Source organism: Hymenobacter telluris (genome assembly GCF_017313265.1).
Lineage (GTDB): Bacteria > Bacteroidota > Bacteroidia > Cytophagales > Hymenobacteraceae > Hymenobacter > Hymenobacter telluris.
Map to the genome: position 1 here is coordinate 90,311 of NZ_JAFLQZ010000006.1, position 19,470 is coordinate 109,780.

The 19,470-nt window shown below is 56.5% G+C and carries 16 protein-coding genes; 10 read left to right on the top strand and 6 right to left on the bottom strand.

Annotated features, from left to right (window positions below; genetic code table 11):
* The first annotated feature begins 303 nt into the window (after positions 1-303).
* The 10 genes from hisG to hisIE all read left to right on the top strand — a co-directional run bounded on the left by hisG (position 304) and on the right by hisIE (position 9,314).
* On the top strand, positions 304-1,155 hold the full coding sequence (gene hisG, locus J0X19_RS11280; protein ID WP_242582468.1) for an ATP phosphoribosyltransferase: 852 nt from the start codon (positions 304-306) through the stop codon (positions 1,153-1,155).
* A 95-nt stretch (positions 1,156-1,250) separates the two neighbouring features.
* Positions 1,251-2,588, top strand: coding sequence for a histidinol dehydrogenase (gene hisD / locus J0X19_RS11285; protein ID WP_206984463.1), 1,338 nt, complete (start codon positions 1,251-1,253; stop codon positions 2,586-2,588).
* 90 nt (positions 2,589-2,678) lie between these two features.
* Entirely contained in the window at positions 2,679-3,737 is a 1,059-nt protein-coding gene (gene hisC, locus J0X19_RS11290; RefSeq protein WP_206984464.1) for a histidinol-phosphate transaminase, read from the top strand.
* A gap of 6 nt (positions 3,738-3,743) precedes the next feature.
* The gene (locus tag J0X19_RS11295) at positions 3,744-4,193 is read left to right on the top strand and encodes an AAA family ATPase (protein ID WP_206984465.1); all 450 of its coding nucleotides are present in this window, start codon (positions 3,744-3,746) and stop codon (positions 4,191-4,193) included.
* Positions 4,183-4,947, top strand: a complete 765-nt coding sequence (locus tag J0X19_RS11300; protein ID WP_206984466.1) for a tRNA(His) guanylyltransferase Thg1 family protein — start codon at positions 4,183-4,185, stop codon at positions 4,945-4,947. The genes J0X19_RS11295 and J0X19_RS11300 overlap by 11 nt, the downstream gene beginning before the upstream one ends.
* 68 nt (positions 4,948-5,015) lie before the next feature.
* Positions 5,016-6,122: a bifunctional histidinol-phosphatase/imidazoleglycerol-phosphate dehydratase HisB gene (gene hisB / locus J0X19_RS11305; RefSeq protein ID WP_206984467.1), complete on the top strand. Its 1,107-nt coding sequence runs from the start codon at positions 5,016-5,018 to the stop codon at positions 6,120-6,122.
* Positions 6,123-6,265: 143 nt separating this feature from the next.
* Entirely contained in the window at positions 6,266-6,853 is a 588-nt protein-coding gene (hisH, locus tag J0X19_RS11310; protein ID WP_206984468.1) for an imidazole glycerol phosphate synthase subunit HisH, read from the top strand.
* Positions 6,854-6,954: 101 nt separating this feature from the next.
* The gene (hisA, locus tag J0X19_RS11315) at positions 6,955-7,671 is read left to right on the top strand and encodes a 1-(5-phosphoribosyl)-5-[(5-phosphoribosylamino)methylideneamino]imidazole-4-carboxamide isomerase (protein WP_206984469.1); all 717 of its coding nucleotides are present in this window, start codon (positions 6,955-6,957) and stop codon (positions 7,669-7,671) included.
* A gap of 123 nt (positions 7,672-7,794) precedes the next feature.
* Positions 7,795-8,553: an imidazole glycerol phosphate synthase subunit HisF gene (gene hisF, locus J0X19_RS11320; protein ID WP_206984470.1), complete on the top strand. Its 759-nt coding sequence runs from the start codon at positions 7,795-7,797 to the stop codon at positions 8,551-8,553.
* Positions 8,554-8,672: 119 nt separating this feature from the next.
* Positions 8,673-9,314 carry a bifunctional phosphoribosyl-AMP cyclohydrolase/phosphoribosyl-ATP diphosphatase HisIE gene (gene hisIE / locus J0X19_RS11325; RefSeq protein ID WP_206984471.1) on the top strand — a complete coding sequence of 214 codons (642 nt, stop codon included), beginning with the start codon at positions 8,673-8,675 and terminating at the stop codon, positions 9,312-9,314.
* A 104-nt stretch (positions 9,315-9,418) separates the two neighbouring features.
* On the opposite strand, the gene J0X19_RS11330 is transcribed toward hisIE, so the two are convergent.
* The 6 genes from J0X19_RS11330 to J0X19_RS11355 all read right to left on the bottom strand — a co-directional run bounded on the left by J0X19_RS11330 (position 9,419) and on the right by J0X19_RS11355 (position 19,236).
* Complete coding sequence (locus tag J0X19_RS11330) at positions 9,419-10,498, bottom strand: hypothetical protein (RefSeq protein ID WP_206984472.1); 1,080 nt, start codon at positions 10,496-10,498, stop codon at positions 9,419-9,421.
* Positions 10,499-11,651: 1,153 nt separating this feature from the next.
* On the bottom strand, positions 11,652-12,791 hold the full coding sequence (locus J0X19_RS11335) for a tetratricopeptide repeat protein (protein ID WP_206984473.1): 1,140 nt from the start codon (positions 12,789-12,791) through the stop codon (positions 11,652-11,654).
* A 170-nt stretch (positions 12,792-12,961) separates the two neighbouring features.
* The gene (gyrA, locus tag J0X19_RS11340) at positions 12,962-15,586 is read right to left on the bottom strand and encodes a DNA gyrase subunit A (protein ID WP_206984474.1); all 2,625 of its coding nucleotides are present in this window, start codon (positions 15,584-15,586) and stop codon (positions 12,962-12,964) included.
* Positions 15,587-15,735: 149 nt separating this feature from the next.
* Positions 15,736-15,972 carry a hypothetical protein gene (locus tag J0X19_RS11345; protein WP_206984475.1) on the bottom strand — a complete coding sequence of 79 codons (237 nt, stop codon included), beginning with the start codon at positions 15,970-15,972 and terminating at the stop codon, positions 15,736-15,738.
* A gap of 52 nt (positions 15,973-16,024) precedes the next feature.
* Complete coding sequence (locus J0X19_RS11350) at positions 16,025-16,687, bottom strand: HD domain-containing protein (RefSeq protein WP_206984476.1); 663 nt, start codon at positions 16,685-16,687, stop codon at positions 16,025-16,027.
* Positions 16,688-16,824: 137 nt separating this feature from the next.
* Positions 16,825-19,236, bottom strand: a complete 2,412-nt coding sequence (locus tag J0X19_RS11355; RefSeq protein ID WP_206984477.1) for a malectin domain-containing carbohydrate-binding protein — start codon at positions 19,234-19,236, stop codon at positions 16,825-16,827.
* Positions 19,237-19,470: the final 234 nt, after the last annotated feature.

Here is a 19,470-nt window from a genome sequence, read left to right on the forward strand (position 1 = left end):
CAGCCCCCGGGCTGCTTTCGCCCTGAGCGAAGCAGCGGGGCTGCGCGCGGCGCATCCTCATCAGCACGGCCACCATTCCTCTTTTTAGAGGAATAACGCACCATATTGTCCTGTTGGGCGCCCGCAAGTGGCGGCCCGGTCTCCCCAAAAAGGTGGCCCCGCTCGTCGTGGCGCATTTCGCCCGGCCTTTTGCCCGTTTTGCACGTATGCCCGCCACGGGTTTTCCCCTCTCTTGAATTAAAAATCAGAACCTGGTCTGCTGGCCAATTCTTACTTTTTAATTCTTCATTTTTAATTCCTACCATGATTCGTCTTGCCATCCAGAAATCGGGCCGCTTGAGTGAAGACTCGCTGAACCTGATTCGGGAGTGCGGTATTAGCTTTGTTGCCAGCTCGTACAAGCTCAAAACCGAAGCCACCAACTTTCCCCTCGAAATCCTGTACCTGCGCGACGACGATATTCCGGGCTACGTGCAGGACGGCGTGGCCGACCTGGGCATTGTGGGCCAGAATGTGCTGGTGGAAGCCGGCTATCCGGCGCTGGAAATCCAGGCCCTGGGTTTCAGTAAGTGTCGCCTGAGCTTGGCCGTGCCCCGCGCCGCCGCCTACGACTCGGTGGCCGATTTGCAGGGCATGAACATTGCCACCTCGTACCCCGCCATTCTGGGCAAATACCTCACTGAGCGGGGCGTGCAGGCCAACCTGCATACCATTAGCGGCTCAGTGGAAATTGCTCCCAGCATCGGGCTGGCCGAAGCCATCTGCGACATTGTGAGCAGCGGCTCTACCTTGCTCGGCAACGGTCTGCGCGAAGTGGAAACCGTGTTCCGGTCGGAAGCCGTGCTGATTGCCCACGAGAACCTGTCGGCGGAAAAGCGGGAATTGTTGGAGCAATTGCTGTTCCGGATGCAGGCCGTGCGCCGGGCCCGCCGCAACAAATACATTCTGCTGAATGCGCCCACCGCTTCGCTCGATGCCGTGAAGGCCTTGTTGCCGGGTATCAAGTCGCCCACCGTGACGCCGCTGGCCGAAGAAGGCTGGGTGTCGGTGCAGTCGGTGGTGAATGAAGACGACTTCTGGCACATTACCGGCCAGCTGAAAGCCGTCGGCGCCGAAGGCATCCTGGTGCTGCCCATCGAGAAGATGATTAGTTAAATGGCTTAAAGGTTGAATGGTTAAATAATTAACCGTTCAACAAGCTAACAGAAGAGACAGCCATTTAACAATTCAACCTTTCAACAATTCACCTCATGCAACTTATTCAATACCCGGCGCAGCAGCAGTGGGCGGCGTTGCAGCAGCGGGCCGCCGCGCAACAAGCCCAGGACGTGGAGCAGCGGGTACAACAGATTTTCGAGGCTGTGCGCCAGCGCGGCGACGCGGCCCTGCTTGAGTACGCCCAGCGGTTTGACGGGGCCGACCTGGCCTCCGGGCTGCGGGTGAGCCCCGAGGAACTGGCCGCGGCGGTAACGCAGGTGCCCTCGGAACTGCAAACCGCCATTCGGCAGGCGCACGCCAACATCTGGAAGTTTCACGCCACCCAGCGCGAAGAAGAAAAGCAAGTGGAAACCATGCCGGGTGTGAGCTGCTGGCGCCGGGCGGTGCCGGTGCAACGGGTGGGGCTGTATATTCCGGGCGGGACGGCGCCGTTGTTTAGCACGTTGCTGATGCTGGGCGTACCGGCCCGGCTGGCGGGTTGCCCCGAGGTAGTATTGTGCACGCCGCCGCAACCAGATGGCTCGGTGAATCCGGTGATTCTGTTCACGGCCCACTTACTTGGTATTGATACCATTATTAAAGCCGGCGGAGCGCAGGCCATTGCGGCCTTGAGCGGCGGCACGGAGAGCGTGCCGGGAGTTGACAAGATTTTCGGGCCCGGCAACCGCTACGTAACGGCTGCCAAGCAGCTGGCTACCCGCTACGGCGTGGCCATTGACATGCCGGCCGGCCCGTCGGAAGTGTTGGTAATTGCCGATGAATCGGCCAATCCGGTGTTTGTGGCGGCCGATTTGCTGAGCCAGGCCGAGCACGGCCCCGACTCGCAGGTGATTCTGCTTTCGGATTCATTAACGGTGCTGGAGCAAACCCAGGCGGAAGTGCAGCGGCAGCTGGCCGCACTACCGCGGGCCGCGGTGGCCACCCAAGCTCTAACCGAAAGCCGGGCCATTTTGCTGCGCACGCCCGAGGAAATGCTGTATTTCTCCAATCAGTACGCCCCCGAGCACCTGATTCTGGCCGTGCGCAACCCCGAAGAGTTGGCCGAGGGGGTAACCAGCGCCGGGTCGGTGTTTCTGGGCCACCTCACGCCCGAAGCCGCCGGCGACTATGCCTCGGGCACCAACCACACCTTGCCCACCAACGGCTACGCCCGCAACTACAGCGGCGTGTCGCTGGATTCCTTTTTCAAAAAAATCACGTTTCAGCGCATCACCGCCGAAGGTTTACTTCATGTGGGTCCGGTAGTGGAAATCATGGCCGAAGCCGAGGGCCTGCAGGCCCACGCCCGCGCCGTGACGTTGCGGCTCGATGCCATTCATAGTGCCAGCAGTACGCCAACCGCCTCGGCCCGCCCGGCGGCGCATAGCTAGGCAAGGCGGGGAGTGGCGCCACGGGGTTGGTGTTCACCCGTCTTGCCCCAGCTTCGGTTTTCTGTTGTCTATTTTTTGATTCTGTACTTCATGTTTGATTTAGAAAGTTTGGTGCGCCCCAACATCCGGGGCATGAAACCGTATTCTTCGGCCCGCGACGAATTCCAGGGTGAAGCCCGCGTCATGCTCGACGCCAACGAAAACAGCTTGGGTAGCGCCGGCCCCGAGCAGTTCAACCGCTACCCCGACCCGCAGCAGCGGGCCGTGAAGCAGGAGCTGGCCAAGCTGAAAGGGGTGGAGCCCGCCCACATCTTCCTGGGCAACGGTTCCGACGAAGCCATCGACCTGCTGGTACGCCTTACCTGCGTGCCCGGCCAGGACAGCGTGCTGCTCCTGCCCCCAACTTATGGTATGTATGAGGTGGCGGCCAACCTGAATGATGTGCGGATCGAGCGAATCCAGCTCACTGCTGATTTTCAACTCTCGCCGGAAATCGTAGCCGGGGTGGTAGCCTCCGAGGCCAAGCTGGTGTTCTTGTGTTCTCCCAACAACCCCACCGGCAATTTGCTGCACGCCGCGGGCATCGAAGAAATTCTGCGCGGTTTCCGCGGGCTGGTAGTGGTAGATGAAGCCTACGCCGATTTCACCGATGCCCCCAGCTGGACCACCCGGCTGGCGGAATTTCCGAACCTAGTGGTGATGCAGACTTTTTCGAAAGCCTGGGGCCTGGCAGGGCTGCGGCTGGGCATGGCCTTCGCGTCTCCCGAAATCATTGGCTACCTCAACAAAATCAAGCCGCCGTATAATATATCGGAAGCCACCCAGCAGCACGCCTTGGCGGCCCTGCACGATGCGCCGCATTTCGAGCAGATGCGCCAGCAGCTCCTGGCCGGCCGCACTTGGCTAGCAGAGCAGCTACCGGCATTGCCCATCGTGGCGGCAGTGTTTCCCTCGGATGCCAACTTCCTGCTGGCGCGGTTCCGGCCTGATGCTACGGCCGTCTACGAGTATCTGTTAGGAAAAGGAGTGGTGGTCCGGAACCGGACCACCCAGCCGGGCTGCGCCGGCACGTTGCGCCTGACCGTTGGCACGCCCACCGAAAACGAGCTGTTGGTGCAGGCCTTGCGGGAGTTTAATTTCGCCAGCTAAGCCGTTATGCAACTGGTTGTATTTTGCGGCATTCAGGCCACGGGGAAGTCCACCTTCTACCAGCAACGCTTCTTTCATTCGCACGTGCGCATCAGTTTGGATTTGCTGCGCACGCGCCACCGGGAGCACCGGCTGCTGCACCTGTGCCTGGATACGCAAATGCGTTGCGTCATTGATAATACCAATCCCACCCAGGCCGAGCGAGCCGTATATATACAAGCTGCCCGCGCCGCCCAATTCGAAGTAGTCGGCTACTTTTTTCAGTCGGTGGCCGCTGAGGCCTTGGTACGCAACCAGCTGCGCCCACTAGAACGGCAGGTACCGGATAAAGGCATTCGGGCGACGCGCAACCGGTTGGAACTACCTACCCGCGCCGAAGGCTTCAACCAGCTCTACTTTGTGCGGGCCGTCGGCAACGAGGAATTCATAGTTAACGAGTGGCAAGATGAAATTTGATGACCTGGATACGCGGTTGCGCGTATTCGAAACCGCTCACGACCACTGCGCGTTGCCCGGCCTCTATCTGGTGGCCCGCCTCGACGGCCGCGGTTTCACCCGGCTTACCAAAGAGGTACACCCTTTCGAGGCTCCCTTCGATGTGCGTATGCGCGACTATATGGTGGAAACTACGCGCCATTTGTTGGAGTGCGGCTTCCGTATGGTATACGGCTACACCCAGAGCGACGAAATATCTCTGCTACTACATCCCGAGGAAGATTCTTTTGGGCGGAAGCTGCGCAAGTATACCTCGGTGCTGGCGGGCGAGGCGTCGGCCAAGTTCTCTTTGCTGTTAGGAAGCCTCGGTGTGTTCGACTGCCGGATTTCTCAGTTGCCCCGCCCGCAGGATGTCGTTGATTATTTCCGGTGGCGGCAGGAAGATGCGGGGCGCAACTCGCTTAATGCGCATTGCTATTGGCTGCTCCGCAAGCAAGGACAAACGGTAGCCCAAGCTACGGCCCAAGTGAAAGGGCAGCGTACTGCCACTAAGCACGACCTATTGTTTGCCAACGGCATCAATTACAACAACCTGCCGGCCTGGCAAAAGCGGGGAGTAGGGGTATACTGGGAAGAGTACAGTAAAAGTGGGTTGAACCCGGTTCGGCAAGAAATAGTGGAAACCAGTCGGCGGCGGCTGGCAACTAATCTGGAGCTACCGTTGGGCGAACCGTACAGCGAGTTTGTGCAGAGTTTATTACCAGCCTTCTTGTAAGGGATGGTTTATTTTTCATTCATCTTCTTTTCCCGAACCAGCTTATTCGCTGGTGGGATTTTCACTTCATGAAAAAAGTTCTTTTCATCGACCGGGACGGAACCATCCTGATAGAGCCCCCCACCGATTTTCAGGTGGACGCCCTGACGCCCGACAAATTTCAGTTTGTACCGGGTGCTATTACCGGGCTGGCCCGCATTGCCCGTGAGCTAGACTACGAACTGGTACTGGTGAGCAACCAAGACGGCCTCGGCACTGCCAGCTTTCCGGAAGAAACCTTCTGGCCGGCTCACACCATGATGCTGGATATTCTGCGCTCAGAAGGGGTGGAGTTTGCCCGTGAGCACATTGACCGGAGCTTCCCCCACGAAAACCTGCCAACCCGTAAGCCCGGAATTGGGATGTTACAACATTATATGGGTAACAGAGGGGAGTATGATCTTGCTAATTCTTTTGTCATCGGGGATAGGCTCACAGATGTAGAGTTAGCTGAAAATATTGGCTGTCAATCTGTCTTGATTAGGAACGAGCCAGATGAGCGGGCGGCCTTAACTACTACGAGTTGGGAAAGTATATACCAATTCCTGCGCCTGCCTGCCCGCACGGCTGTAGTACAAAGGGATACCAATGAAACCAAGATTCGGGTGGAGTTGAACCTGGATGGCAACGGCCGGCCGCAGATGCACACCGGGCTGGGCTTTTTCGACCACATGCTCGACCAGCTTAGCAAGCACTCCGGCGTGGACATGAAGATTGAAGTGCAGGGCGACTTGCACATCGACGAACACCACACGATAGAGGATGCCGCAATTGCGCTCGGCGAAGCTTTCACGCTGGCGCTCGGGGATAAGCGCGGCCTGGCCCGGTATGGTTTCCTGCTGCCGATGGACGACGTATTGGCGCAGGCTGCCATCGACTTTTCGGGCCGGCCCTGGATGGTGTGGGAGGCGGAGTTCAAGCGGGAAAAGATCGGGGATATGCCTACCGAAATGTTTTACCATTTCTTTAAAAGCTTTTCCGACGCTGCGCGGTGCAACCTCAACATTAAAGCGGAAGGAACCAACGAGCATCACAAGATTGAAGCCATATTCAAGGCCGTGGCTAAAGCTATAAAGATGGCTCTGGTGCGTGATGCCGGCAAGATGGAGATACCAAGCACCAAAGGCATTCTATAGAGTTTTTCCATATGTTTATACAAATGAGTAAGGTTTGTTTCTGCACGGCTGGCCACGAAGAGAAGTACGGAAAACGGCAGTAATCAAGCTTTTTCATTTGTATAAACATATGAGTAAGCCTTCTGCATCTTGTTAATAAGACCATGGAAATAGCGGTAATAGATTATAAAGGGGGCAACGTGCAGTCCGTGCTTTTTGCCCTCGACCGGTTAGGCGTACGTGCTACCCTAACGGCCGACCCCGAGGCCATTCGCCGGGCCGACAAGATTCTTTTCCCTGGTGAGGGGGAGGCCGCTTCTGCCATGCAGGAGCTACGCGCCCAAGGCCTCGACCAGCTGCTGCCAACGCTTACGCAGCCCTTTCTGGGTATCTGTTTGGGTATGCAGTTGCTGGGCCAGCACAGTGAGGAAAACAACGCCGACCTGCTGGGTATCCTGCCCTTCGATGTGGTACGGTTTCCCACGACTCCGGGCTTCAAGGTACCGCACATGGGGTGGAACACCTTGCAGCAGCTTCGGTCGCCTTTATTTGCTGGCCTGCGCGAAGAAGACTACGTGTACTTCGTGCATAGCTACTACGCCCCCGTGGGGGAATACACTATTGCCGAGGCGGCCTATCCAATCTCCTTTAGTGCGGCAGTGCAGCATAAGAACTTCTACGCCGTGCAGTTCCACACCGAAAAGAGCGGCCCGGTTGGGAACCGCATTCTGGAAAACTTTCTGAAAATGTAGTGCCTGGTGCCTGGTGCGTAGTGCTTAGGTCGTTCTGGCATATTGGAGCAGAATGGCCTAAATACCAAGCACCAAGCACCAAGCACCAAGCACCAAACTAAATGGAAATAATACCCGCCATCGACCTGATTAACGGGCAATGTGTCCGCCTCACGGAGGGAGACTTCAGCCAGCAAACCACCTACGATACCGACCCTGTGGCCGTGGCTCAGCGGTTCGAGCAGCAAGGCGTTAAGCGGCTGCATCTGGTGGACCTGGATGGGGCCCGGGCCAAGCAACCAGTGAATCTGCCGATACTGGAGCGCATTGCCGCCCGCACGTCGTTGGTGATTGACTACGGGGGGGGCTTGCAAAGTGAGCAGGCTGTGCGCCAGGCGCTGGACGCCGGCGCCCAGCAGGTAACGGCGGGCAGCATTGCCGTGCGTGAGCCGGCGCTGGTAGGAGAGTGGCTGCACTCGTTTGGGGCGGAGAAGATCATCGTGGGGGCCGACTTCCGCGACGACTACATTGCTATTAATGCCTGGGCCGAACAAAGTGAGCGGACCCTCCAGGAGTTTCTGGCCGATTACCTGGCCGTGGGTGCCACTACGTTCATTTGCACCGATGTCAGCAAGGACGGCAAGCTGCAAGGCCCCGCGTTGGAAACCTACCGAACGTTGCGGGCGGCATTACCGCAAGCCCGCCTGATTGCTAGTGGGGGAGTTACCACCCTGGCCGATGTTGAGGCCCTGGCGGAAGTAGGGATGCACGGGGCCATTATTGGTAAGGCCCTCTACGAAGGCACCATCACGCTAACCGAGTTGCAGCCGTGGCTATAAGTTTCGGTTTTCGTCGTTGGGTTTTTGTTTTTCGACGGTAAAGCCCTGGCCTTGCCCACTAGAACAAGAAGTAGACAACAGCCAAGACAAAAAACGGAAAATCACCAACAAAAAACGTAACTAATGCTAACCAAACGTATCATTCCCTGCCTCGACGTGAAAGATGGCCGCACCGTGAAAGGGGTGCGCTTTGAGGGGCTGCGCGACGCCGGCGACCCGGTGGCGCTGGCCTCGCGCTACGCCCGGGAAGGAGCCGATGAGCTGGTGTTTCTCGACATCACGGCCACCAACCAGAAACGGGCTACGCTGGTCGCGCTGGTGCGGGACGTAGCCCGGGAACTCGATATTCCGTTCACGGTGGGTGGGGGCATCGGGACGGTGCAGGATGTGGAGGCCTTACTGATGAACGGGGCCGACAAAGTCAGCATCAACTCCGCCGCCCTGGCCCGGCCAGCGCTGATTGACGAGTTGGCGCGGCGGTTTGGGTCGCAGTGCATTGTGGTGGCCGCTGATGCCCGCTACCACGCCCCCGACGGCTGGCAGATTTATACCCGGGCCGGCACCCACAATACGGCCCTTGATGCCGTGCACTGGTGCCGGGAAGCCGCTGACCGGGGGGCCGGCGAAATCCTGCTCACCAGCATGAGCAACGACGGCACCAAGGATGGTTTCGCCCTCGATATTACGGGCGCCGTCAGCCGGGCCGTAGGCGTGCCGGTGGTGGCGTCGGGGGGGGCGGGGTCCAAGCAGGACTTCACCAACGTGTTTCAGCAGGCCGATGCCGATGCGGGCTTGGCGGCGAGTATCTTTCACTTCGGCGAAATCGGTATCCGGGAGTTGAAAGAACATCTGCGCCAGGACGGGATTCCGGTCCGGCTATAAGCTTGTTTTCGGTTGTTGGCTTTCCCTGTACGGCAGGTCGGCTTACCAGCCAGCTCGTCTGTTGTAAGCGAAAGGTCCCCGCAACCGGAAAACGATAAACCAATAACGAAAAACGAACTATGGATTTCGCCAAAATGTCCGATGGGCTGGTGCCGGTTATTGTGCAGGACGCCCATACCGGGCAGGTCTTGATGCTGGGGTACCAGAACGAGGAAGCCTTAACGAAAACGCAGCAGGAGGGACGCGTGACGTTTTTCTCCCGCTCCAAGCAACGGCTCTGGACCAAGGGGGAAACCAGCGGCCACTTCCTCACCGTCGTCAGCATCCACCCCGACTGTGACCAGGACGCCCTGCTTATCCTGGCCACTCCCGATGGCCCCACCTGCCACCGGGGTACCACTAGTTGCTTCGAGCAGCCCGAGCAGCTGGCGTATCCAGCGCCGGCCATCACCTTCGTGGCGGAACTGGAGCGGCTGGTGCAGCGTCGGCAGCAGTTCCCCGAGGAGGAGCCGAATTCCTATACCGCTTCTCTGTTCCGGAAAGGCATTCCGAAGATGGCGCAGAAAGTAGGAGAGGAAGCCGTAGAAACCGTTATTGATGCCGTCGGTGGCAACCAGGAAGGGCTTAAAGGAGAGGCGGCGGATCTGCTTTACCATTTGGTGGTATTGCTCACAGCCTCCGGCCTTGGCTTGGATGACATCGTGCAGGTGCTCCGACAGCGCCACAGCGTTATCTCGCAAGGCATCCGCCGGGAAGAATAAACTCTAACAGCAGCTCTGCCTGCCATACTAAAAAGCCCCCATTCGTATCGTACGAGTGGGGGCTTTTTAGTATACTCTTGATACACAGTGGTTTGCTTGTACAGTTACGTTAATTGTCGGCGAATCTTATCTAACAGAATACGAACAATCTCCAGGTCGTCAGTATCCTGAATATGGAGTTGGGTGTCTAGGCCCGGGCCGCTGATGTGAATCATGAAGGTGGGAGAACCCGCCGTGGTGGATGGCGCAGGTGGTGTAGGCGTCGCAACCGGAGTTGGCCGGTAAACAGGAGGCTCTATCGAAGGAACTTCGGATGCGGGAGGAGTATAAGAAGGGGTGTTATTATATACTTCAGATGCCGGGGCGGGAGCAGAGTTGTTTACGGAAGCCGGGGAGGTGGATCCATGCAGGCCAAATAACGCAGATATGGGGTCTGTGTCGGCGCTTTCAGGAGCAGCAGGCCTATTTACCACTGGCGCAGGTACAAACGCCCTGTTAGGTCTCATGCTAGGGGGTCTTATGCTAGGGGGAGTGCTATCTAGTTCTAAATCGTTGTCCGTCTCTTGTGCTTCTTCAGATTCTTCTGAAGTAGTTTGTTCTGTTGTCGATATCGGAGTTGGTTTAGAGCCTGTAGCCGTAGCGCCTTTAAATAGATTCAGGGGCATCTCGCCACTGGCCAACTCACGTCGGGGGCCTTGTTGCGCCGCAAGCTGATCGATATCGGCAATCATGTTTCGCTCATCGATGATACCAGTCATACGGGCGCCTTCCACAAAAGCCTTGGACACATTCTGAGCATTTATCTCCTCAACACCAAACTCTCGGATGAGCATGATGTCGAACATGTGCACCGGTAACTCCCGGTTGCGAAACTTGCGGCATATCTGCGTGAATAGTGGCGGATGCAAAAAGGCTTCGCGGTGGTAGAGTATCTCTTCCTGTTTGTCATAGGCGTGCTTAATGCGCCGAAACAGATTGGTGGTTGTCAGTAACTCCCGCTTGCTGGTTAATAAGCCAAACTTGACTGCTGAGCCAAGTATAGCTTTAAAAGAACCGCTCACCTTACGATTAAGCTTGCGGGCACAGGTTTCGATGGAGCATTTACCTCCAGTATCATCAACTACTTCTGAAACCTCCCAAGCGCTCTGGTATGTTGTTCTAGGGTAGTCTATGGTTTTAGGCATAAGAGTAAAGTGCTATTAGGTAAATGGAAAACAAGTATAAGAATAATAAGTATGTAAAAGTAGTATAAAGTATAAAATAGCTTAAATAAGTTATACTTTCTTGTGCTTTTTATACTTTTATTTACTTATTCAGCCTGCCAACTCACTTTATTTAACCCTCTGCTTTCTACTGCTTATATGCCATTATATTATATACCAAACTATTATCTGGGGTGGGCGGGACGGCCTGGCTCGTTTAGACCAACTTATTAAGCCTAAATAACTGCATTATGAAAGTAGTATTCCTATTCAAATCGAAAAATGGCCACTTACTAGTAGGCGCTCTTACAACAGCTCTAATGTGTGCAATAAGGCATTCTCGGCAAATGCTTTTCAGAGCAGAATAATAGGAGAGGGGCTAGGTGTTGCTGATAACTGTGCTGGTAGCTGCGCAAAGTTCTGACTTGTTCACACGCGTTGGGCCTGTCACTGGTGGACAGCGTTGCGCTGTTAACTCATAGCAGCGTAGCCGTTAGGAAACGATGCCGCTCAATCACATTATTTTAATTAGGCGGAATTATGTTAAGTAGATTTTTTTGCTGCTTAACCTGTAACACGCTTAAGTAATACTAAGCACCGGCCTCTAGACCAACCACAAGAATATGTTTAAGTAGTAGCCGCTGCGACAGATAAACCAAGCAGTTGTGAGAGAATACACCGCGGTGACCAACTTTCTCCTAGTGAAACCGCGCAAATCAAATCAATTGGCCAACTGAGCGCAGACGAGCAGATTTACCAGTTCTACTCTAATAATGGCGGGGTCGAAGGTGCTGGCAATTATTACACTACCAAGCGGATTGACCGCTACTGGCTCTACCAGCACACACAGGAAAGAGAATCAGCTTATTACCAAGATTTTGCGCGAATCGCAATAAACTATAATCCGCCCGGCGATTTTGTTATTCCGTAGACAGCACCCGGACAGGTGAAAAATTTTTCACCAAATACTGTGCTCACTGGCAAGCTGGTTATTGAGGATTTATTTCAAAATCAAGCTTAACGTCCGCTTGTCCGGGCCTCTGATTTCAAAACGGAATTTGTCTTATAATTTATATTATGTTAAGTAATATTTCTAAAAACAAGCCTCTCCTGTTATGAGAGGCTTGTTTACTTATTAGTTAGCTCCTGACATCTGAGTATTCATCCGGTTCGCGTCGGCTGTACGGCCCAGTTGAGTGTACGCCTTCTGCAAGGCCTTCATCGTAGCTTGGTCTTTGGGATTAACAGCTAAACCTGCTTCAAAGTAAGGAACAGACTGCTGGAAATATTTCTTCGACTCAGCCTCTTTCGCCTTGCCTACCTTTTGGTAAGTAGCCAAGCTCATACCATTAAGCGCCTTGCTTACTTCAGCACCTTTGTTGAAGTAATAAACGCCTGCGTTGTACTGCGCATCAAAGTTTTTAGGATCCAGTTCAACGGCTTTCTGATAGGCTGCCAATGCTTGCTCTGGCTGCTTCAGTTTATCGTACACCGAACCAAGCACAGTTTGCAGGTTGGAATTCGTAGGATCCAACTCAATGGCGTGCTTGAGCTTATCAATTGCCTGCTTGTCCTGGCCAGCGCTGATAAGACGGTTCAGGTCCTCGAGTACGAAGTTCTTGTTGTTCGGGTAAGCGGCCAAAGCGCTTTGCAGGACTTTGCTGTATTCCGCTTCGTTTTTCTCCTGACGGGCAATTTCCAGCATCCGGCCGTACATCTGGGCCGACTTGTAATTCATGCCCTGCAACTGGCCGTACGTTTGCTTGGCCGAGGCATAATCTTGCTTTGCTTCGGCAGCATAAGCAGCGTACAGATACGCCGTGGTGTCCTGCGGACGAATTTGCTGCGCCATTTTGTACGACTTCAGCGCTTCGTCGTAGTTTTTGCCGTTGTAGCTTTCTACTCCAGCGTTCAGCGCCAAACCGTACAGGTTGTCGAGTTTGGCCGCCGCTTGCTTGCCAAATTCACCGTCCTTACCGTCGAGCTCAATGGCTTTCTTGTACGACTCGTAGGCTACACTGGTGCCTTCGCCGGGCTTCAGTGTTTTGCCATAAATCGGGTTGCTGGTCATGGCGTCGTAGATTTCTCCGCGCGTAAACCAGGTTTTTGCTTTAGTAGAGGTTTTCTCGTTGATAATCGCCTTGTCAATTTCAGTGCGGGCCTTATCGAGAGTGCCGTTGCGCTGGAATAGAATTGCGTTGGTTACGGCCGAGTTCTGGGCCGAAGCGGAAGTGAGTGCCGCCGCAGCAACAAGGGTCAGAAAAATCTTCTTCATGGGGAGTTTTGCGTGAAGAATGTGGTGGAAAGGAATTGCTGAACAAACGGGAAAGGCCGGCGGGAAGTTCAGCTTGCCGGTTTTCTATCTTTTTTTCAGTTAAAACAGGAAGGATACCGCTCTTATAAGCCCGAGAAGCATCCCTCCTGCCAAAACTGTACAATTATTACTTACTCGTTGTCGTCAGCCGAGTCGTCGTCAGCGTCGTCCAACTCGTCTAGTTCATCCGCGTCATCGGCCTCTTCGATGTCCAAAGCATCATCAGCATCCGCCGCTTGGCCAACCAACGCATCCGTAACGCCGTCGACAGCAACGGCAGTTGTTGCCTCATCGGCGAGTTCTTTTTCGTCTTCGGCCGCCACTTTAGCCACCGACGATATAGCGTCGCCATTACTTAACCGAATCAGGCGTACCCCCTGAGTGGCCCGACCGATGGAACGCAGTTCCTTGGCCACACTCATCCGGATAGTGATGCCCGACTTGTTGATGATCATCAAATCATCGGAATCCGACACCGCTTTGATGGTCACCAGGGCGCCGGTTTTCTCGGTGATTTTCATGGCGCGCACCCCTTTACCACCGCGGTTGGTGATGCGGTATTCCTCCAGCGGACTACGCTTACCGTAGCCGTTCTCGGAAACTACCAGCAACTCTTCCTGGCTGTCGTTGGCAATGCACACCATGCCTACTACCCGATCCTGCTCGTCGCCGAGCGTGATGCCGCGTACCCCGGCGGCCGTCCGGCCCATCGAGCGCACTTTGCTTTCCGGGAACCGTACCGCCCGGCCTGAGCGCAAGGCTACTACCACTTCCGAGTTGCCACTGGTCAGCTGCACGTCGAGCAGCCGGTCGCCTTCGTTGATGGTAATGGCGTTGATGCCCGCCGTACGAGGGCGCGAATAAGCTTCGAGCGGCGTTTTCTTTACCGTACCCTGCTCGGTGCAGAACATCAGGTAGGTGTTCTCCAAGTAGTCCGGGTCGCGCAGGCCGCGCACGTTGAGGACCGACCGGACGCTGTCTTCGCGCGGAATTTCGATGAGGTTTTGAATGGGTCGGCCTTTGGCGGCTTTGCCGGCCTCGGGCACTTCGTACACCTTCAGCCAGAACACCCGGCCTAGCTCGGTGAAGAACAGCAGGTACTCGTGGGTGGTGGCCACAAACAGGTGCTCCGTGAAGTCGTCCTGCTTGGAAGCGGCCCCCCGGGCGCCTACTCCACCCCGGCCCTGCGTGCGGTATTCGGCCAGCGCCGTGCGTTTGATGTAGCCGTCGTTGGAGATGGTAATTACCATGCTCTCGTCGGCAATCATGTCTTCCATCGAGAAGTCGCCGCCGGCGTACTCGATACCCGTGCGCCGTTTGTCGCCGTACCGCTCCCGGATATCGAGCAGCTCGTCGCGGATGATCTGCCGCTGCAACTCGTCCGACGCCAGCACCGACTTCAGGTAATCAACCAGCTTCATCAGCTCCTCGTATTCCTGCACGATTTTGTCGCGCTCCAAGCCAGTCAGACGCTGTAAGCGCATATCCAGAATGGCCCGGGCCTGCACTTCACTCAGCGAGAACCGCTCCACAAGCTGCGCCCGCGCCACTTCCCCGTCGCGCGAACCCCGAATCAAAGCAATAACCTCGTCCAGATGGTCAAGCGCAATGAGCAAGCCTTCCAGGATGTGAGCCCGCTTCTGGGCTTCGGCCAGCTCGTAGCGCGTCCGGCGCACGACCACGTCGGCGCGGTGCTCCACGAAATAGTGAATCAGTTCCTTGAGGTTAAGCGTCATCGGGCGGCCTTTTACTAGGCACACGTTGTTGACGCCGAACGAGGATTGCAACTGGGTGTACTTGTAGAGCTGGTTGAGCACCACGTTGGGCATGGCGTCGCGCTTGAGCACGTACACAATGCGCATCCCGTCCCGGTCCGACTCGTCGCGCAGGTCAGCAATGCCTTCGATGCGCTTCTCGTTGATGAGGCTGGCGGTTTTCTCGATCATCGACGCCTTATTCACCATGTAGGGAATTTCGGTGACAACGATCTGCTCTTTGCCGCTGTCCAGGGTTTCTACGTGCGCTTTGGCCCGCACCACTACCCGGCCACGGCCCGTTTCAAAGGCCTGCTTCACGCCCTCGTAGCCGTAGATGGTACCGCCCGTGGGGAAATCCGGCGCCGTGACGTGCTCCATGAGCTCGGCAATGGTCACCTCGGAGTTATCCAGGTAAGCAATGATGCCGTTCACCACTTCCGTTAGGTTGTGGGGCGGCATGTTGGTGGCCATGCCCACGGCAATACCCGTCGTGCCATTTACCAGCAGGTTTGGGAACTTGGAGGGCATCACGCTGGGCTCTTCCAGCGAGTCGTCGAAGTTGGGCTGAAAGTCAACGGTTTCCTTGTCCAGGTCGCCGAGCATTTCGTCGGCCAGGCGCTTGAGGCGGGCCTCGGTGTAACGCATGGCCGCCGGCGAGTCGCCGTCAACGGAACCAAAGTTACCCTGCCCGTCCACGAGCGGGTAGCGCAGGCTCCAGTCCTGGGCCATGCGCACCATGGTATCGTACACGCTGGAGTCGCCGTGCGGGTGATACTTACCCAGTACTTCGCCCACAATACGGGCGCTTTTCTTGTAAGACTTGTTGTAAGAGACGCCCAGCTCGCTCATGCCATAGAGCACGCGCCGGTGCACGGGCTTCAGGCCGTCGCGCACGTCAGGCAGGGCCCGGGAGATGATAACCGACATCGAGTAATCGATGTAGGCGCCGCGCATCTCGTCTTCGATGTTAATCGGAATGATTTTTTCGCCTTCCGCCATAGGGAGAACTTGAGGAGGCCGGCCCCTGCCTGAACGGCAGTTCCGACCCCGTGAATGATGGTTGCGTTAAGCCTGCAAGATAGGTGAAAAAACCCGTTTTTCCCAGCTTCCGCCCCGATTTTGGCAGCTCCTCCCCCCTATCTTTCGCCTTAACGCAACGACTTGCTTTTGTCGGCTTTACGCTTCTTGGACTTGGGGTTGTAGACCTTGATTTTCTCGCCGATGGCCGGGTTCTGCTTTTTGAAGATTGGCTGGCCGCGGTACTTCACACCATCATGAAAATGCACCTTACGCGTGTGGCACGACAGGATGGGGCACGTGCGGCACGAGGCAACGACAAATAGCAACAGGAGCGGCCAGAGCAGCCGCGGAAATAGCGTAGACATTTTCATGGCGGCAAAGATATTCAAACCCAAGGGCCCCGGCACAAACCGCCGCCTAACCGACGTCCTGCCCGTCCCACTCGCGCAGAAACTGGGCGAGAAACTGCTCCATAAATGCGTGGCGCTCCTCGCCCACCCGGCGGGCGGCGGGCGTGTGCAGCCGCTCGCGCAGGTGCAGCAGCTTCTCGTAGAAGTGGTTGATGGTAGGCGCCGTATTGTTCTTGTAGCTCTCGAACGACGTGTGCTGCACCGGCGCAATGCTGGCATCGTGCAGCAGACGGCCTTTGTGGCCGCCGTAGGCAAACGCCCGCGCCACGCCAATAGCGCCAATGGCATCAAGCCGGTCGGCGTCCTGCACCAGTTCGCCCTCCACCGTACTCATGGGTGTTGGTACGCCCACGCCCTTGAAACTGATTTCGCGGATGATGGCCTCCACGGCCTGAATAACCCGTTCCTCGGCGTGCTGGCTTTCCAGCCAGGCACGGGAAGCCCGCGGGCCGGCTTCCTCGTCGCCATCATGAAACTTCCAATCGGCTACGTCGTGGAGCAAAGCGCCCAGCTCCGTAACGAGCGGGTCGGCCTGGGGCGTGTCGCGGGCCAGGGCGCGGGCCACCTGCCACACCCGCCGGATGTGCTCCCAGTCGTGGCCGGAGCCTTCATGCAGAAACTTTTCACGGACGAAATCGGCCGTACGGGTAATCAAGTCAGGAGTAGCCATAAGGCGGAAAACTCGGGAATAAGGAGCCAGCCGCAAAATGGCGGGGCACCACAAAGCAACAGCACAGCCACGAGAAACCGGCACGCCTCCCCTATTTACCTTCTTTCTTTCCTACTGTACTAGCCGCTACTGGTAGGCTACGGCCCAACGTTCAACCGAAATTTCTTGCTGGTAGTACCCATTACCAGATGCACCATGTACGTTCCGGCCGGTAGCTTGCTGCTACTGATACCGTAGCTATACTGCGCACCGGCCGGCCCCTGCCCCGATGCTATGCGCTCCACTAACACGCCTTTATTGTTGTACAGGTGCACGGAATACCGCTCAGCTGCTGGCAGCGTGAAAGCCACTGTGGCTATTTTGGTGGCCGGATTGGGATAGATAGTGACTTCCGCTGCCGTTTCACCTGGGGTTGGCCGAGCGGCAGCAGTGGCTTGCGTCCGCGCCGAGGTGCTACGCACCGCCCCTGTAGCTGCGCGGGTAGCCGTGAGGGTGGCGGCGTTGAGTTTGGCAATATTGACCAGCCCCGTAGCCAGGTTGGCTGTAAAACTGTCGCCGCCGCTCACCGAAACGTTTTGCAGCCCACCCGCCGGAATCAGCAACGAAGCATCCTGATACAAGCTGTACGAAGGCAGCGCCGACTTATCAATGGTCCAGGTCAGGGTGTTGCCACTCACGACCGGGGCGCTGATTGGGCATTTCTTCTTGACTTCTTCGTACTCGGCAAACTCCTGTAGGTTGGCAAACCAGACATTGTCGCCACCAACGTTGAGCGGGTGGTTTTGCACGTACGCGTAGAAAGCCGCCAGATTAGCGGTTTGGCTCTCCGGGAAGTGGTCGAATGCCGAAAGCATCACCCGCCGGCCGGCATTGTACTCGTCGGTAGCCAGCTGAAACTTCTCGTCAACCCAGGCCCTGGCCGGCGCGCCCCAATCCTGGTTCAGGAAGTAGCGGGTCAGAATCAGGATAGTTGGCGGATCATAGGGGACCGATACTTTATCCAAATACCGCACCTCACTGAAATGCCCATCGGCACTCTCGCCGTTGGAACCGTAGCCTTGCGAAATAACGGCCAGCTTTTTAGCATCGGCAATAGTGGCAGCCACAAAACCAGGGAAGCCCCCCGGTATTGTTACGGTACGCGGAATAAGGTCGAGCTTTTGCAAGAAAGTAGCATCGGCATCGGCTAGCTGGGTGGCCGGATAATCGGGGCCATGGTTGGCAGAATGATTGGAAAAACCAATGGTACGCTGGGCCCGAAGCGGCTGTAGTTCCGCCCAAGTGGCATACGCCGCGTTAGGGGCACCGTCGCGGCCCGGCTGCCCGTTAATGAGCGTAGAAACGGCAAATGTGAAGCCGGGCCGCAAACTACGGCCGGTGCCATCGGTGTAGCTAATACCGGGGTACGTGACACCGTTGGCAGCAGTACCACCGTGGAGCACCTGCGGAATACAAGTAACATCCACCTTGCCTCCGTCGTCATCGGTAAGTTGCAGCCCAATCCGCTTGTTATACTTCAGCAGCGCATACGAAGCTGTACGTAGTGCAGGCAGCGTTGTGTAAGTAGCCGTGATGGTATACGTTGAAGACGTAGGCGGAGTGGTAGGCCCAGCCGTAACCGTAACGACCAAGGCCTGCCGGTTACTTTCGCAGCCATTCACCACCTGCGCCACATAGTACGTCACACTACCCACCGTGCTGGTTGGCGGCTGGAACGTAGCCGGCAGCGCCGTACCAGCACTAGGGCCATCATAGATACGCAGTGCTCCCCCAGCGGCCAATAATACGCTGCTGCTTAGCGGGGCCGGCGTTGCGCCTTGGGTGTAAGTCAGCGGGCTAGTCACGGCGGGAGGTGCCACGCTGTTAACTGTTACCGATATAGCCGTGCGGCCACTCTCGCAACCATTCGCCACTTGGGCCACATAGTAGGTGCTGGTGCCCGCCGTGGTGGTAGCCGGTCGAAAATCGGGAATGGGGCTGCCTTGCGTAGCGCTCGGGTAAATCAGCAGCGTGGCCCCCGCACTCAACGTAACGTGGCTGCTCAGAAGCGCCGCCGTGCTGCCCACGCAATACGCGCTGGGCGCCGTAACGCTGGGCGCCGGCAAGGTACAGGGCTGCACGCTGGTAGAGAGCACCTCAATGGCAGACACTTTCGGCACGCTGGCCTTGCCCGCAATAAAGGCCAGCGTCAGGGCACCATCCGTTACGCCGACCGTGAGCCGCTCCGTGGTGGCGGTCAGGGCGCCTACTTTGCGCGCAATGTCGTAGTTGGCCAGCACCTTCTTGCCCTCGGCATTCACATCAAAAACCCGCTGATTGTTTCGGGTGAAGGTAAGCTCAGCGAAATGCAGTACAACCGTGTACGACCCATTGGCTACCGGCAGAGCGTACGTAAAACTACCGGTACGCTCACTCTGGTACAGGGCTGGGTCGCTTGTCCCAGCAATACCAACGCCTGAAGCAGCACTGGCTGTGCTACCGCCCGAGAAGTACTGGTCGGCGCTGAAATTGCCGAGGGTGGTGGTAAGGGCCGCTCCTCCCGCATTCAAGCGGTAAACTGCACTTTGAGCAGCTACGGTCAGTGGAAATAATATACACAGCACTAGCAAGAAAGCCCCAATAGCCTGCTTGCCCTGATCAGTAAACCTGGACAACATTAGGTGGTACTAAATAAGTAGAAAACGAGTAGGAAATAGCCTCATCCAGCCTTGTATCCTTTCCGCATACGGAGCAGACACAAAGACTTTCCAGCAGGAATGTATTATACTTTGCTTAAATCTTGA